The organism is Paraburkholderia nemoris, assembly GCF_905221015.1.
Classification (GTDB): Bacteria; Pseudomonadota; Gammaproteobacteria; order Burkholderiales; family Burkholderiaceae; genus Paraburkholderia; species Paraburkholderia nemoris.
In genome coordinates this window covers 161,101-175,583 of the sequence record NZ_CAJNBO010000015.1, presented here as the reverse complement: position 1 = coordinate 175,583, position 14,483 = coordinate 161,101, and the positions used below count along the sequence as shown (strand labels likewise).

Annotated in this window: 16 protein-coding genes; 12 read left to right on the top strand and 4 right to left on the bottom strand. The window is 63.8% G+C overall.

The window, feature by feature from the left end:
- The first annotated feature begins 2 nt into the window (after positions 1-2).
- Positions 3-863 carry an SH3 domain-containing protein gene (locus KHO33_RS23610; protein WP_200565484.1) on the top strand — a complete coding sequence of 287 codons (861 nt, stop codon included), beginning with the start codon at positions 3-5 and terminating at the stop codon, positions 861-863.
- 39 nt (positions 864-902) lie between these two features.
- Here KHO33_RS23610 and KHO33_RS23605 read toward each other — a convergent pair whose 3' ends face one another.
- Positions 903-1,766: a LysR family transcriptional regulator gene (locus tag KHO33_RS23605; protein ID WP_054043346.1), complete on the bottom strand. Its 864-nt coding sequence runs from the start codon at positions 1,764-1,766 to the stop codon at positions 903-905.
- Positions 1,767-1,861: 95 nt separating this feature from the next.
- Between KHO33_RS23605 and KHO33_RS23600 the strand changes: the two genes are divergently transcribed.
- The 11 genes from KHO33_RS23600 (at position 1,862) to KHO33_RS23550 (ending at position 10,392) form a co-directional block, all read left to right on the top strand.
- Complete coding sequence (locus tag KHO33_RS23600; protein WP_054043349.1) at positions 1,862-2,428, top strand: DUF4865 family protein; 567 nt, start codon at positions 1,862-1,864, stop codon at positions 2,426-2,428.
- Positions 2,425-2,640, top strand: coding sequence for a hypothetical protein (locus KHO33_RS23595; protein WP_200565485.1), 216 nt, complete (start codon positions 2,425-2,427; stop codon positions 2,638-2,640). The genes KHO33_RS23600 and KHO33_RS23595 overlap by 4 nt, the downstream gene beginning before the upstream one ends.
- A 111-nt stretch (positions 2,641-2,751) precedes the next feature.
- Positions 2,752-5,070 (top strand): putative bifunctional diguanylate cyclase/phosphodiesterase, encoded by a 2,319-nt coding sequence (locus tag KHO33_RS23590; RefSeq protein WP_200565486.1) that lies wholly within the window; start codon positions 2,752-2,754, stop codon positions 5,068-5,070.
- A gap of 224 nt (positions 5,071-5,294) precedes the next feature.
- A complete protein-coding gene (locus KHO33_RS23585; RefSeq protein WP_054043350.1) occupies positions 5,295-5,483 on the top strand; it encodes a hypothetical protein in 189 nt (62 codons plus the stop codon).
- Positions 5,484-5,677: 194 nt separating this feature from the next.
- Positions 5,678-7,078: an FAD-containing oxidoreductase gene (locus KHO33_RS23580; protein WP_200565487.1), complete on the top strand. Its 1,401-nt coding sequence runs from the start codon at positions 5,678-5,680 to the stop codon at positions 7,076-7,078.
- 89 nt (positions 7,079-7,167) lie between these two features.
- Positions 7,168-7,515, top strand: coding sequence for a cupin domain-containing protein (locus tag KHO33_RS23575; RefSeq protein ID WP_054043363.1), 348 nt, complete (start codon positions 7,168-7,170; stop codon positions 7,513-7,515).
- Between the two features lie 93 nt (positions 7,516-7,608).
- Positions 7,609-7,926 carry a hypothetical protein gene (locus tag KHO33_RS23570; protein ID WP_054043352.1) on the top strand — a complete coding sequence of 106 codons (318 nt, stop codon included), beginning with the start codon at positions 7,609-7,611 and terminating at the stop codon, positions 7,924-7,926.
- Positions 7,927-8,011: 85 nt separating this feature from the next.
- The gene (locus KHO33_RS23565; RefSeq protein WP_054043366.1) at positions 8,012-8,398 is read left to right on the top strand and encodes a DUF488 domain-containing protein; all 387 of its coding nucleotides are present in this window, start codon (positions 8,012-8,014) and stop codon (positions 8,396-8,398) included.
- Between the two features lie 93 nt (positions 8,399-8,491).
- Positions 8,492-9,067, top strand: a complete 576-nt coding sequence (locus KHO33_RS23560; RefSeq protein ID WP_054043354.1) for a TMEM175 family protein — start codon at positions 8,492-8,494, stop codon at positions 9,065-9,067.
- Between the two features lie 2 nt (positions 9,068-9,069).
- Positions 9,070-9,879: a hypothetical protein gene (locus KHO33_RS23555; protein ID WP_200565488.1), complete on the top strand. Its 810-nt coding sequence runs from the start codon at positions 9,070-9,072 to the stop codon at positions 9,877-9,879.
- A 24-nt stretch (positions 9,880-9,903) separates the two neighbouring features.
- Entirely contained in the window at positions 9,904-10,392 is a 489-nt protein-coding gene (locus KHO33_RS23550; protein WP_054043356.1) for a metallophosphoesterase family protein, read from the top strand.
- 151 nt (positions 10,393-10,543) lie between these two features.
- On the opposite strand, the gene proP is transcribed toward KHO33_RS23550, so the two are convergent.
- The 3 genes from proP to argA form a co-directional block, all read right to left on the bottom strand.
- A complete protein-coding gene (gene proP / locus KHO33_RS23545) occupies positions 10,544-12,046 on the bottom strand; it encodes a glycine betaine/L-proline transporter ProP (RefSeq protein WP_234475448.1) in 1,503 nt (500 codons plus the stop codon).
- 710 nt (positions 12,047-12,756) lie between these two features.
- The gene (locus tag KHO33_RS23540) at positions 12,757-13,032 is read right to left on the bottom strand and encodes an oxidative damage protection protein (protein WP_054043359.1); all 276 of its coding nucleotides are present in this window, start codon (positions 13,030-13,032) and stop codon (positions 12,757-12,759) included.
- 56 nt (positions 13,033-13,088) lie between these two features.
- A complete protein-coding gene (gene argA, locus KHO33_RS23535) occupies positions 13,089-14,477 on the bottom strand; it encodes an amino-acid N-acetyltransferase (protein ID WP_054043361.1) in 1,389 nt (462 codons plus the stop codon).
- Positions 14,478-14,483: the final 6 nt, after the last annotated feature.

Below are 14,483 nucleotides of genomic sequence, written 5' to 3'. Positions count from 1 at the left end.
AAATGAAACAACACCTCGTTCGATGCATGTACGCGGCGGCCAGCCTGCTGGCGCTGCCAGCAGTAGCGTCCGCGCAGTCGCAGGCTTATACGAATAGCACGGTCAACGTGCGCGCCGGGCCGGCTTCGGACTATCCCGTCGTGACGCAATTACCGGGCGGTGTCCCGGTTAATGTGATGGGGTGCATCAGCAACTACCAATGGTGTGACGTCGCCGGTCCGAACCTGCGCGGTTGGGTTTATGCGGCGCGACTCAGCTATCCCTATCAGGGCAGCAATGTGCCGGTGATGAGCTACGGCACGGTGATCGGCTTGCCGATCGTGACGTTCTCGATCGGCACCTACTGGGGCAATTATTATCGCGGCCGGCCGTGGTACGGCCAGCAATCCCGCTGGGCGCATCATCCACCGCCGCCACCGCCGAGGCCCGGTGCTGGACGGCCACCAGGAGGGCGTCCGCCCGGAGGTCGGCCACCGGACAATGCAGGCGGTCGTCCGCCGGGCGGGCAGCAGCCGGGCAATGGAGGCGGTCGTCCACCAGGAGGGCAGCAACCGGGCAATGCAGGTGGCCGTCCGCCGGGCGGCCAACAGCCGGGTAATGCGGGCGGTCGTCCACCGGGTGGGCAGCAGCCGGGCAATGCAGGCGGACGTCCACCGGGTGGGCAGCAGCCGGGCAATGCAGGCGGGCGTCCACCGGGTGGGCAGCAGCCGGGCAATGCAGGCGGACGTCCACCAGGCGGGCAGCAGCCCGGCAATTCAGGTGGCCGCCCACCGGAAGGTCAGCAAGGCGGTGGAGGGAATAACCGCCCTCAAGGTGGGTCTCAACAGGGTGGCGGTAGGCCGCCAGGAAGTGGAAACAACTGAGGCAAGGTGGACCGCGGTCCATCCGGTCCACCTATCCCTTCAGTAGGCCGCGTTCAGAAACGCCGAGCTGACCGCTCGCAAGGTTTCCTGCGAGCGTGGGTCGCTCAGTCGCGTATGCAATACCACTTTCGAAGCCGGCAGCGGCGGCAAGCCGAGTTGCTCGCCGACCTCCACCGCTCCCGCCGGCGCTACGCGCTGCGCCAGCGCGGCTACCGCGAGCCCTGCGCTAACGGCAGCGCCGACAGCCATCACGCCGCCACCAACGAATACCTCGGTCCACGCAATCCCGGCCGCATCGAGCGCGTCCGTGGCAATTGCGCGAATCCCGCATGGCGCGGCGAGCGTCGCCAGCTTCAACGGCTGCCCCTCGCGATGCTGCCAGCCTGGCGCCGCGAACCAGCCGAGCCGTTCCTCAGCCAGCAGTTGCCCATCATGGCGATCTCCTTCGCGACGGCCGATTGCCGCGTCGACTTCACCTCGCTCGAACCATGCAAGCACATCGCGTGACGCGGCAATACGCACTTCAATGACGAGCAGCGGATCGTAAGCCGCAAGCCGCCCCAGCAGCGCCGGCAGATTGGGCCCTGCCACGTGGTCGCTGATGCCGAGCTTGAGCCGGCGTTCCGGCGCGTCGGCGGTCCCCGCCAGCGCTCGCTCATGAGCGAGCAGCAATTGCCGGGCGGCGCCGATGAAGGCATCACCGCGCGGCGAGAGTCTCACCGCGCGCGGGGTGCGCTCCAGCAAGCGGTAACCCAAACGCGCTTCGAGCCGTTTGAGCTTGAGGCTCATCGCGGCTTGTGACGTGTCCATGACTTCGGCGGCGCGCGTGAAGCTGCCGAGATCCGCGACCAGCACGAAGGCCTGGATCGCATCCAGATCGAGAGGGCGGGCGAGGGTGTTCATATCAAAACTTTATCGCAGATATAAATCACCATATCTTGATGTAATGATTGCGCCGGCGCAAGCTCATCCTCAGTCGAAACCACAAGGAGTTCGCCATGCTCGCCAAACAGTATTCGCACCGTCTGCCGTCCACCTATGACATGGGGATCATCCGCGAGCGCGCGACGCGCCGCGGCCCGCTGTGGGACGCGACCGAGGGACTGGGATTCAAGGCGTTCGTCGTCCGTGAACGGGGCCGCTACGGCGCCACCGCGAACGTGTATTCCGCGGTGTATCTGTGGCTCGACGCCGAGCAGACCGCCGACTTCTTCATGGGCTCGCGCTTTCAGAACGTGATCGACGACTTCGGCCGTCCCGAGGTCGAAACCTGGCTGCCGCTCGATGCCCGCAAGGGGCCGGCGCAACGGGCGCTTGCGTTGTATCGCGAGGAACAGCCGATCGGCGAGCAGGACAACCGCGCCGAGTTGCGTGCCGCATTGATCGAGCAGAACCGTCGCATCGCGGAGCAGGACGATACGGTCGCCGTGGTCTCCGCGCTCGATGTCGCGAACTGGAAGCTGATCCGTCTCACGCTGTCGTCGGCGGCGCCGGTCGCCACGGCAGGGCGCACGGTCTACGAGGTGCTGCACCTTGCGCGACCCGGCGTCGCGAGCCTGAAGTGAGCGCTAGCGGCGCGTCCAACGTTAGTGCGGCTGACACCGGTCCGACAGCCGCGCCGGTGGCCCCCGCTCAACCCGTGCTGCTAGCGCCGCTCGATATCCGCGTGGCGCTCGCTGCGCATCTGGCAGGCCTGGCGCTGACGATGGCCGCGATCGTCGGCTTCACCGTGCTCACCGTGCTCACGGGGCAGTCGCTTCATTGGCTGACCGACTAGCCGGTCACACGCTTAGCACGCTATGCATCGCAATTAAAGTGCGCTAGCCTCGCGTAAACCCCGGTGTGCCGCTTACACTAACTTGCCGATGTGGGGTTAGGGGGCGCACAAATGACACGCGAAGCGACATCAGATAGCACGATGGGAGCAACGCCTGAGGGCACCCGCTACGGGCCGGATCGGGCCGAGGGGGTGCTGGCGTCGGAGCGTACGGTGTTGCGGCTGATTACCCGCAACACACCGCTGCCGGAATTGCTCGACGAAGTATGCCGCCGCGCGGAAGCGCTGCTGGGCGATGGCGCGACCTGTTCGATCCTGCTACTGGACGCGGACGGCGTACGCGCGCGCGTGGGCGGCGCGCCTTCGCTGCCGGCGCACTTCAGCGCCGCGATCGACGGCGTCCCGATCGGTCCACGGGCCGGGTCCTGCGGCACCGCGATGTACGAGCGGCGCATGGTCGCCGTCGAAGATATCGAAACTGATCCGCTGTGGGCCGATTTCCGGCACCTCGCGTTGCCGCTCGGTTTGCGCGCGTGCTGGTCGGTGCCGTTTGAAAACGATGCCGGCACGGTGCTGGGTGCGTTCGCGGTCTATCACCGCACATCGCGCCGGCCGAGCGCCGAAGAAGCGGCGATGCTCCACGACATTAGCCACAGTGTCGGACTCGCCGTTCATCAGGACGCGATGGCGCAACGCCTCGCGCACAGCGAGGAGCATCACCGGCTGGTCGTCAACCATCTCAACGAAGGCATCATCGTGCAGTCGCGCGAAGGCGTGGTGCTGGCCTGCAATCCGAGTGCGCAACGCATTCTGCGGGCGAGCGCCGACCTGATCGGCCACGACATTCTGACGGTGATGGTGCGTGCGTATCACGAGGACGGCTCCATCGTCACCGACGCCGATCGTCCGACCAGTCAGGTGCTGGCGACCGGCAAATCCAAGCTCGGCGTCACGATCGGTCTGGAGCTGACGGACGGCGATGTCATCTGGATTACTGAGAATGTCGTGCCGATTATCAAACCGGGCGACAGCGAACCCAGCTCGGTGCTGATCTCGTTCACCGACATCGGGCCGGTACGCGAGGCGCAACGGCAGCTGAAGTTTCTGGCCACCCGCGATCCGCTCACTGGCCTTTACAACCGCGCCTACCTGGCCGAGCGGATGCGCGATCTGTTTTCGCCAGGTGAAGTGGCAGGGATGGGCGAGCTGGCGCGGGTCGCCGTGCTGTTCGTCGACCTGGACGGTTTCAAAAAGGTCAACGACACCGCCGGTCACGAGGCCGGCGATGCGCTTCTGTGCAGCGTGGCGGAGCGGTTGTCGGCGTGTGTCGCGCGCGACGATACGCTCGCGCGCGTGGGTGGCGACGAATTCGTGATCGTGGTCAGCGCTTACGAAAACACGGGCCGGCTGATCGCGCTCGCCCAGCGCATTCTCGATACGATCGCGGTACCGTTCGCGGTGGCGGACAACGAGTACTACATGGGGGCGTCGATCGGCATTAGTCTGTTTCCCGAGGACGGCCAGGACGTGCCCACGTTGATGCGCAACGCCGACTCGGCGATGTACCACGCGAAACAATGTGGCCGCAATAATTTTCAGTTTTTCACCGCCGAGCTGAACCGGCATCTGCAACGCCGCTTCATGATCGAGCAGGCGTTGCGGCGCGCGCTCGCCACGGATGAACTCAGTCTCGTGTATCAGCCGATCGTCGACAGCCAGTCCGGCCGTACGATCGGCGCCGAGGCGCTGCTGCGCTGGTACAACACCGAGCTGGGCAACGTCTCGCCGGTGGAGTTCATCCCCGTGGCCGAAGACGCCGGCCTGATCGTCGAGATCGGTTCCTGGGTGCTGGCGCGGGCCTGCGAGCAGGTCGCGCAATGGCGGCGCACGCTGGCGCCGGAGTTGATCGTCGCGGTGAATCTGTCGCCGCGCCAGTTCAAAGGCGGGCTGGTGGAGCGGATCGAGCGCTGTCTCGAACAGTCCGGGCTCGAGCCGGCGGCGCTGGAGCTGGAGATTACCGAGCGGCTGTTGATGAGCGACAGCGACGCCGTCCTGCCGATGCTCACTGCATTGAGCACGATGGGCGTGCGGATTTCCGTCGACGACTTCGGCACCGGCTATTCGTCGCTGTCGTATCTGAAGCGGTTTCCGCTGCATAACCTGAAGATCGACCGTTCCTTCGTCGCAGGGTTGCCGGATCATCGCGATTCGATCGCGATCACGCAGGCGGTGGTGGCAATGGCCCATTCGCTCGGCATGAATGTCACGGCGGAAGGTGTAGAAACCGCCGAGCAGGCGGCGTTTTTGCGCGGAATCGCTTGCGACAAGCAGCAGGGGTATTTTTATAGCCGACCTGTGGGGGCGAGCGCTTATGCACGTAGCTTGCATGACGCGCAGGTGGGGCTGGCCAGCGCTTCATCACTGTCCTGACGTCTTCAGCCACGGCCGCAGGCGTTGCAATCCCACTTCGGCCGAGTGGCTAATGCAGCAATCGAATCTCGCTGCCGCGGGGGATCCAGTTTTGATTGTTCAGATTCGCAAACAAGTGCCTTCGCGTTCCCGGTATTTATCCGCGGCCCCGGTCTCCCTAAAATCCTCCCATCGAATATACATTCCGCGTCGTGCCAAAACGGCCCAGCGCGATGGGAGCCGTTATGCCAGCCTTAATTCAAAACCAGCTTTATCGACCCGCGGTGATCCTGCCGATGGTCGCCCTCATGCAGGTGATGGTGTCGCAGGATTTCAACCTCGGCCAGGTCGGCTGGGTCGTCGCAGCACGCGGCGCGCAGGCCGCGCTGCAACGCTCGCGCGAGTTGATCTGCGCCGTGCATTGCCACGCCTGAACACAAGCGGGCGCAATTTCCATCAATCGGCCGCGCCGGCCCATCGGCGGCGCGAAAACAGATCGGCAGCCGGCGCGCGAACGTCACCGCGCGCAACAGAAGCAACGAGAAGGGGCGAGAAGGAGCGATAGCGGCAACGCGAGGCGCTGAGGGTAAGATGCTACGACCAGCACCCCAGCCTCGGGAGATCTGCCATGCCACAGCACTTCGACGCAGTCGTGATCGGTACGGGACAAGGCGGGACGCCGCTCGCTGTCCGTCTCGGTCAAAGCGGCCGTAAAACCGCGGTGATCGAACGCGGGGCCTTCGGCGGGACTTGCGTGAATGTCGGCTGCACACCCACCAAGTCGTATGTAGCCAGCGCCCGCGCGGCCCACGTGGCGCGCCACGCCGCGGACCTGGGCGTGCAGCTGAGCGGGGCGGTCAGCGTCGATCTCGCAGCGGTTAAAGCGCGCAAGGACAAGATCATCGGCCAATCGCGCGACGGCGTTGAGAAATGGCTGCGCGGCACGGATAACGTCACCGTCTTCACCGGCCATGCGCGCTTCACCGGCGCGCATACGCTCGCCATCGGCGGCCCGGACGGCTCGGTGCGCGACGAACTCAGCGCCGATGAAATCTTCATTAACACCGGCACGCGCGCCGTCGTGCCGCCGCTCAAAGGGCTTGAGCGCGTTCGCTACTACACCAACTCCAACCTGCTCGAACTGACGGAATTGCCGGAGCATCTGGCGATTGTCGGCGGCAGCTATATCGCGCTCGAATTTGCGCAGATTTTTCGCCGCTTCGGCAGCCGGGTGACGGTGCTGGTGCGCGGCGAGCGCGTGCTGACGCGCGAGGATGCCGACTTCGCCAGCTCCGTGCAGAAAGTGCTGGCGCGTGAAGGGATCGAGTTTGTCTTTGGCGTGCAGCCTTCGCGGGTCGAACCGCATCCGCATCACGAGAACGAGGTGTGCATCGGCTTTGAGCAGAACATTCCCGCGCTCGAAGCGTCGCACCTGCTGTTCGCCACCGGCCGTGAACCGAACACCGACGATCTCCGCCTCGACATGGCCGGCATCGCGACGGACAAGCACGGCATGATTCCCGTCGACGGCCAGTTGCGCACCAATGTGCCGGGCATCTGGGCGATCGGCGACATCAATGGGCGCGGTGCCTTTACCCACACTTCATACGATGATTTTCAGATCGTCGCTGCCAATCTGCTCGACGGCGGCGCGCGCAGCGTCGATACGCGGATCATGACGTATGCGGTGTTCGTCGACCCGCCGCTCGCGCGCGTCGGGCTTTCGGAGACCGACGTGCGCAAAGCCGGTCGCGATGCGTTGATCGCCACCATGCCGATGACACGGGTGGGCCGCGCGCGCGAACGCGGCGAGACCGACGGTTTCATGAAGGTGCTGGTCGACCCGCAAAGCAAGCAGATTCTTGGCGCGGCGATCCATGGCATCGAAGGCGACGAAGCGCTGCACACGTTCATCGACATCATGACGGCCGGCGCGCCGTATCCGACCTTGCAGTACGCGATGCACATTCATCCGACCATCAGCGAACTGGTGCCGACCTTGCTCGATGGCCTCAAGCCGATGAAGTGAGCGGCGGACCCGATGGCAAACCGGGGGCGGGCGCCCTCGACGAAAACGTGCAGCGAACTCAGGTAGCGAGCATGGCCGGAGCACAAGCGATGAAACGCGCGATCAGCAGCGGCAACCTCTTCGATCCCGGTGCGCCAGCGGGCCCCGACGAGCAGGTCGACGCGCTCGTGGAAGACGCCGGCGTGAGCATCGAGCGGATCGTCTCGCGGGGGCACGCAAGCCCGCCGGACTTCTGGTACGACAGTCCGCGCGCCGAGTGGGTCGTACTGCTGAGCGGCGCGGCGGCGCTCGAATTCGAAGACGAGGCTGAGTTGCATCCGATGAAACCGGGCGACCACGTGCTGATTGACGCGCATTGCCGGCATCGGGTGGCATGGACGAGCGACACGGAGCCGAGCGTGTGGCTGGCGGTGTACTACCCCGGCGTTTCCAACTGACCGATAGCTGAGATCACGTCGCCGTAAGGGGATTAAACTCGGGACTGAACTCGGGGATTAAACTCGAACTGGCACGTATCCTGGAGCAAGATCATGAATGATGCTGACCCCAAAAGCACTTTTCGCGGTCTTCCGTTGACCCCCGAACAGGACGCGGAAGTCAGACACTACATAAAAAAGCAGAAGCAGCAGGGCGCGGCGTGGGACACGCCGGAACTGGCGTCCATGCTTCGCGACATGCTGGAACCGCCGGGCGATGACGACGGAGAATTCGATCCCGTCTTCGACGAAACGAAGGCCGCCGCGGAACGTGCGGCGGCCTCGATCGACGAGGCGATGGATCCGATCGAGGCGAGCGAAGAGCGCAACGCCGCGATGGAAATCGAGGCCATGAAGGGCTTGAGACGCTGAGCCTGCATTGCAGAACCACTGACGAGCGGCGTTGATCGACCCGGCGGGAGAAGGTCGCGAGTCCACCACGGATCAGGAAAACAACATGAGCATCAGCATCGTCCAGCTTGGGTCTCCGAGAGCGGCCGACGAAGGGCTGCGCATCGGCACCGTTCGGCGGCCGCCGCGCGGTGTACCCAAGGCTGAATTCGCCACCCGCGACTATTACGACGTCTGGCTGCCCAATCTGTCGCCTGACGCGGAGTTGGTCAAAGAAGCAAAGGCGGTGACGAGCGACCGCGATTGGGCCGCGTTCGCGAAGAAATTCCGCACGGAGATGAATGGCGGCGATGCCAGCAAAGTGTTGGACCTGCTGGCCGCCTTGTCGAAAACGACCAACTTTTCTGTCGGCTGCTATTGCGAGGACGAAAGCCGCTGCCATCGCAGCATTCTTCGTCAGTTGTTGGACGAGCGGGGTGCGCTGATCAGGTGAGGCGTGCATGCGCCACCGGCCCGCATTCGACAAGTCCCGTTGTCATCGCTGATAATCGGCGGCGTAGCGACTACACAATCAGGAAACCGACCGATGGGCAAGGGACGCGTCGAAGCCTTCAGCGATGGCGTGATCGCCATCATCATCACGATCATGGTGCTCGAATTGAAGGTGCCGGACGGCTTCGATCTCGCCGCGCTGCGCCCCGTGATTCCCGTGTTCTGCGCCTACGTGCTGAGTTTTATCTACGTCGGCATCTACTGGAACAATCATCACCACCTGTTCCATACCGTGCAGAAGGTCAACGGCGCGGTGCTCTGGGCCAATCTCCATCTGCTGTTCTGGCTGTCGCTGCTGCCGGCCGTCACGCATTGGGTCGGTGAAAACCATCTCGCCGCCTGGCCGACCGCGATGTACGGCGCCGTGCTGTTCATGTCGGCGATTGCGTATTTCATCCTGACTCGCGTGCTGATCCGCGAGCACGGCACCGACTCGACGATCGCGAAGGCGGTCGGCAACGACTTCAAGGGCAAGGTCTCAGTCATCATCTATCTGGCGGGCATGGCGCTGGCATTCGTTCAGCCGTGGCTCTCGGCTGCGCTCTACACGCTGGCCGCGGCGTGGTGGCTGATACCCGATCGGCGCATCGAACATCTGATGGAAGCGTAAGCATGTTGCTTGCGCTCAAGCTCACGCTGGTGCCCGCGTTTCTCGCCGCGCTGACTGTGGCGGGGCGGGTGTGGGGACCGTCGGTGGCGGGATGGCTGGCAGGGCTGCCGGTGGTGTCCGGCCCGATCGTATTGCTGCTCGCGCTGGAGCGTGGGCCGGCGTTCGCGGCGCTGGCGTCGGCGGCATCGATTGCGGCGATCGCCGCCTCCGAGGCGTTCAATTTTGCGTATTCGTGGACTTGCCGCCGTTCAGCATGGCCGCTTGCGCTTGTGGCCGGCATGCTCGGATGGGTTGGCGTGGCGATGCTGCTCACGCATTTGCCGGGTGGACTGATGTGGGCGGTGGGCGCGAGTTGCGTGGCTGTCGCCATTTCGCAAAGCGGCTTGCCGCGCGTCACGGGCCATGTGCCGGCGACGCGTCTCGGGCTCGGCGATCTTGCGCTGCGCATGCTCGCCGGCGCGTTGCTGACGTTGGCAGTGACGACGCTGTCCGCGTCGATGGGCGCGACATGGAGCGGGCTGCTGTCGGTGTTTCCGTTGCTCGGCATCGTGCTCGCGGTGTCGGCCCAGCGCGCGCATGGCTCGGACTTCGTTGCGTTGTTGATGCGCGGCATGGTGATCGGCCGCGGCTCGTTCGCAGCGTTCTTCGCCGTGACCGCGACGATGTTGCCGCACTACGGTGTGTGGTTCAGTTTTGCGTGCGCGGCGGTGGTGTCGATGGTGGTGCAGGGGGCAACCAGACGTTTGCTTCGCGCGAAGCGGCCGGCGCAGGTTTTGACGCGTGAGCTTGCTGAACAGCAGCCGGCGGATTGAGGCCGTTTGGTCGATACTGACATCATGACTTCGCGCACCCAAGGCTCCATCGTCACTCGAATCGGCTTGATCTCCGACACGCATAACCTCGTGCGCCCCGAAGCCCTGCAGTACCTCGCAGGGTGCGATGCGATCATCCACGCGGGCGATATCTGCAATCAGGCGGTGCTCGATGCGCTCGCACAGATCGCTCCGGTCATCGTCGTGCGCGGCAATAACGACATCGACGAGCCGGTTGCCTCGCTGCCGACACACGTCAAGCTGACCGTGCAAAAGGTGACGATCCTCGTCGTGCATGACATCGCCGATGTGGGCGACGATCCGCGCAGCGAAGGCATCGACGTGGTCGTGACGGGGCACTCGCATAAGCCCGCGATCAGCGAGCGCGACGGCGTGCTGTTCGTCAATCCAGGCAGCGCAGGGCCAAGGCGTTTCAAGTTGCCGATTTCCGCCGGCATGCTGATCGTTGAAGGGGCGCATGCCAGCGCAACGTTCGATTCTCTGGTGACATAAAAAAACGGGCCGGCAAATATTTGCCGGCCCGTTTTCGAACATGCTCACGCTTATTGCTGTGGCTGCCTGCCACCGCCCGTCGTAGCGATTGCGGGCGATACGCGTACAACTTCAGCGGCTAGTTACCGAGCAACTGCGGCGCAACCCAGGATCAGGCACGCGCCGTAGCTGCAGACGCGTAACCTTCATCCATCTCCGCCGCTTCACGCTCGCCGCGCAGCACCGCATGCGCTTCGGCACGCGTCGCGACACACGGACCGGAGCCGAGCAAGGGCTTGCGGGCCGTTTCACGCAGCGCGAACACCGACACGATACCGATCAACGACGCGCCCATCAGGTAGTACGCGGGCATCATCAGATTGCCGGTGCTGTCGACCAGCCATGCCGTCACGAGCGGCGTCGTCCCGCCGAACAGCGACACCGAAATGTTGAAGCCGATCGCGAGTGCACCGTAACGAATCTTGGTCGGGAACAGCGCCGGCAGCGCCGACGGCATCACGCCGGTAAAGCACGACAGCAGCACGCCGAGAATCATCAGGCCGCCGAACACCGGCAGCACCGTGCCCATGCGGATCAGCAGCAGCGCGGGAATCGACAGCACGAACAGACCCACGCAACCGAACAGCATCACCGGCTTGCGGCCGATCGTGTCGGACAGGTGGCCGGCTGCCAGCGTCATCGGCATCATCAGCACCATCACGAGCAGCACGAGGAAGAGACCGTGCGTTTCGTTGAAGTGCAGCGTGGCCGACAGGTAGCTCGGCAGATACGAGAGCGCCATGTAATCGGTGACGTTGAAGATCAGCACGAGGCCAACACACAACAGAAGCGGCTTCCATTGCTGCATCAGCAGCTCGCGGAACGATTGCTTCGGGAGCGCCTTGTCTTCGGCTTCGCGTTGCTCGGCCTGTTTCTTGAACGCGGGCGTTTCTTCGAGCTTCATCCGGATGTAGAGACCTACCAGACCCAGCGGGCCCGCGATCAGGAACGGCACACGCCAGCCCCACGAGAGCAGCGCCTCGTTCGAGAGCGTCGCCGTCAGAACCGCGACCGTACCCGCGCCGAGCACATAGCCGATCAGCGTGCCGAACTCGAGGAAGCTGCCCATGAAGCCGCGACGCTTGTCCGTCGAAAATTCGGCGATGAAGGTCGCCGCGCCGCCGTATTCACCACCCGTCGAGAAGCCTTGCACGAGGCGCGCGACCAGCAACAACGCCGGCGCGAAAATGCCGATCGTCGCGTAGCTCGGAATCAGGCCGATTGCGAAGGTGCCGAGCGCCATCATGATCATGGTCATGGCCAGCACGCGCTGGCGGCCGATGCGGTCGCCCAGCGGCCCGAACACCATGCCGCCGACCGGCCGCACAAGGAACGCCGCGGCAAACGTGCCGAAGGTGGCGATCAACTGGGCGGATGGGCTCGACGACGGGAAGAACACTTTGCCGAGCGTGACAGCGATATAGCTGTACACGCCGAAATCGAACCATTCCATCGCGTTGCCGAGCGCCATGGCGCCGACGGCCCGCTTGAGGAGAGATTTGTCGACGACGGTGATGTCGTCGAGTGAGAGGCGTTGTTCTTCTTTGTGATGTCGCCAGAAGCCGTTGCTGGAAGCGGTCAAGGTGAAAACTCCAATGACTGCGACGAAACTCATGAAAACGCGCATGAACGTTCCGCCACGGGTGCTGGGGAAGTGCAGTTTCGCGAGCAGCGCGATGGCGTCTCTCTCGCCCGAAGGCGATAGAAGAGGGCGTGAAAAAGAAAATAAAACGCCCGTGCCTCGCGAATCATTCGCGAAAAAACACTCGTCTAGATTGTGCTGACGGTTGCATCTGCGTGGCCGTGGAAGGGGGGCAGATGCATGAGGACGCTGGGGTGGCTGAAAGCTGGCCCATGCGCCGCTGGAAGGCTCGAAACGAAAAAGGCCGGTGCTGGATCGCCGCTCATAGTGCGAGCTCAAGCGGGGAAACGACCGACAAGCCTTCTTGTATAAAAACTATTCAATCGGCCCTTGGTACGCACTGCATGCCAAGTTTGAACTGAATGCGAATGAAGGTGAATTGCTGTTGGAACGGTGCACATGATAGCACGATGACGGACGATCGTGCAAACCCAAGGTCCGGTGGGCAGCGCGGGGAGGGCACTCAATCCCTTGCGTGGCGGGGGATTCGGCGGATTGCGGCGGTATGGAAAAGAGGCTTAAAAGTGGCCGAAAATGGTCCGGTTAGTGGATTTTTCCAAGGCTTGAAAGTGGCGAAGTGCGAGGCAAAATTCGCGGCCAGACAGGCGAAAAAAATCCGCGCTCGCGGCGCGGATTTTTTATCAGGCTGGTCGCCAATTCTGGCTCGTAGCGCAGAAAAGCGCCTACTCGGCTGCCGGCGGCACGTAGCCCTGTGCCGTATCCGCGCCTTCGCCGAAGAAGAACTTTTCAGTCTGCTTCATCAGATACTGGCGTGCGCGCGGATCGGCCATGTTCAGGCGGTTTTCGTTGATCAGCATGGTTTGCTGCTTCAACCAGGCCTGCCAGGCTTCCTTCGAAATGCTTTCGTAGATCCGCTTGCCAAGTTCGCCCGGCAGCGGCGGGAAATCGAGGCCTTCGGCTTCCTTGCCGAGCTTCGCGCATTGAACCGTACGAGTCATGCTGTGCTTCTCCTTTAATCGATGTGGGGGCGGGCAGTCGCTTTATATGAGGACGCTCAGAGCTGTTTCATCAGCACGAGTGACTTGCGCTGCCAGTTATAGAGTCGGCGGCGGTCTTCCGGCAGGTCGTCGACCGTGACCTTGACGAAGCCGCGCTTCAGGAACCAGTGTTCAGTGCGTGTGGTGAGCACGAAAATCCGCGTGAGGCCGCGTGCCCGGGCGCGTTGTTCGATGCGCTTGAGCAGGCGCTCGCCGTCGCCGGTGCCTTGCGCTTCAGGCGCGACCGTGAGGCAGGCCATTTCGCCGATGCGCTCCTGCGGGTACGGATACAGCGCCGCGCAGCCGAACAGCACGCCATCGTGCTCGATCACCGAGAAATGGTCGATGTCGCGTTCGATCTGATGGCGGCCGCGCCGTACCAGCGTGCCGTCGGATTCGAGCGGCTCGATCAGCGAGAGAATGCCGCCGACGTCGTCTGGCGTGGCTTCGCGCAGGCTTTCGAGGTTCTCGTACGAGATCATCGTGCCCACGCCATCGTGCAGGAACAGTTCGAGCAGCAGGCTGCCGTCGAGCGCGTAGGGGATGATGTGCGCCCGCGCCACGCCGCCGCGGCAGGCGCGGATCGAATGTTTCAGATAGAAGCCTGCGTCGCCAGTGACTTCGCCGCTTTCATGCAGCTTGTAGGCGTCGTCGAGCGACAGTTCGCGAACGAGTACCGGTCCGTCTTCGCCGGTCTCCATCAGGCCCGGCGTCTCGGTCAGGAACACGATCTTGTCGGCGCGCAGTGCGATCGCCGCCGCCGACGCGACGTCTTCCATCGACAGATTGAAGGCCTCGCCGGTGGGCGAGAAGCCTAGCGGCGACAGCAGCACCAGCTTGCGGCTCGCGAGCGAATGGCGGATCGAATCCGCGTCGATCTTGCGCACCACGCCGGTGTGGGCGAAATCGACGCCGTCCAGAATGCCGACCGGGCGCGCCGTCACGAAGTTGCCGGACACCACGCTGATGTGCGCGTGAGCCATCGGCGTGTTCGGCAAGCCCTGGCTGATCGCCGCCTCGATATCCAGACGCACTTCGCCGGCCGCTTCTTTCGCGGACTCCAAAGCGCGCGCGTCGGTAATGCGCATGCCGTGCGAAAACTCGGATTCCACGCCGTGCAGGCTCATCTGCTCTTCGACCTGCGGTCGCGAGCCGTGCACCAGCACGATCTGGATGCCCATGGCCTGCAGCAGCGCGATATCGGACACGAGCGCATTCAGGAGCCCCTGATGCACCACTTCGCCGCCGAAACCGACGACGAACGTCTTGTTGCGGAACGCATGGATGTAAGGGGCGACTGAGCGCATCCAGTCGACGAATTGCGCGTGCTGTGCGAGGTCTTCCGTTGCTCCGGCGGGGGCCGGAACGCTCGCGGGCGCGGGGACGAGGTCGGTTTGGGAATTCATGCCGGG

Excerpts from the sequence above, each read along its gene's own strand:
- KHO33_RS23610 (WP_200565484.1), top strand. The coding sequence starts at position 3 with ATGAAACAACACCTCGTTCGATGCATGTACGCGGCGGCCAGCCTGCTG.
- KHO33_RS23605 (WP_054043346.1), bottom strand. The coding sequence starts at position 1,766 with ATGAACACCCTCGCCCGCCCTCTCGATCTGGATGCGATCCAGGCCTTC.
- KHO33_RS23600 (WP_054043349.1), top strand. The coding sequence starts at position 1,862 with ATGCTCGCCAAACAGTATTCGCACCGTCTGCCGTCCACCTATGACATG.
- KHO33_RS23590 (WP_200565486.1), top strand. The coding sequence starts at position 2,752 with ATGACACGCGAAGCGACATCAGATAGCACGATGGGAGCAACGCCTGAG.
- KHO33_RS23585 (WP_054043350.1), top strand. The coding sequence starts at position 5,295 with ATGCCAGCCTTAATTCAAAACCAGCTTTATCGACCCGCGGTGATCCTG.
- KHO33_RS23580 (WP_200565487.1), top strand. The coding sequence starts at position 5,678 with ATGCCACAGCACTTCGACGCAGTCGTGATCGGTACGGGACAAGGCGGG.
- KHO33_RS23575 (WP_054043363.1), top strand. The coding sequence starts at position 7,168 with ATGAAACGCGCGATCAGCAGCGGCAACCTCTTCGATCCCGGTGCGCCA.
- KHO33_RS23570 (WP_054043352.1), top strand. The coding sequence starts at position 7,609 with ATGAATGATGCTGACCCCAAAAGCACTTTTCGCGGTCTTCCGTTGACC.
- KHO33_RS23565 (WP_054043366.1), top strand. The coding sequence starts at position 8,012 with ATGAGCATCAGCATCGTCCAGCTTGGGTCTCCGAGAGCGGCCGACGAA.
- KHO33_RS23560 (WP_054043354.1), top strand. The coding sequence starts at position 8,492 with ATGGGCAAGGGACGCGTCGAAGCCTTCAGCGATGGCGTGATCGCCATC.
- KHO33_RS23555 (WP_200565488.1), top strand. The coding sequence starts at position 9,070 with ATGTTGCTTGCGCTCAAGCTCACGCTGGTGCCCGCGTTTCTCGCCGCG.
- KHO33_RS23550 (WP_054043356.1), top strand. The coding sequence starts at position 9,904 with ATGACTTCGCGCACCCAAGGCTCCATCGTCACTCGAATCGGCTTGATC.
- proP (WP_234475448.1), bottom strand. The coding sequence starts at position 12,046 with ATGAGTTTCGTCGCAGTCATTGGAGTTTTCACCTTGACCGCTTCCAGC.
- KHO33_RS23540 (WP_054043359.1), bottom strand. The coding sequence starts at position 13,032 with ATGACTCGTACGGTTCAATGCGCGAAGCTCGGCAAGGAAGCCGAAGGC.
- argA (WP_054043361.1), bottom strand. The coding sequence starts at position 14,477 with ATGAATTCCCAAACCGACCTCGTCCCCGCGCCCGCGAGCGTTCCGGCC.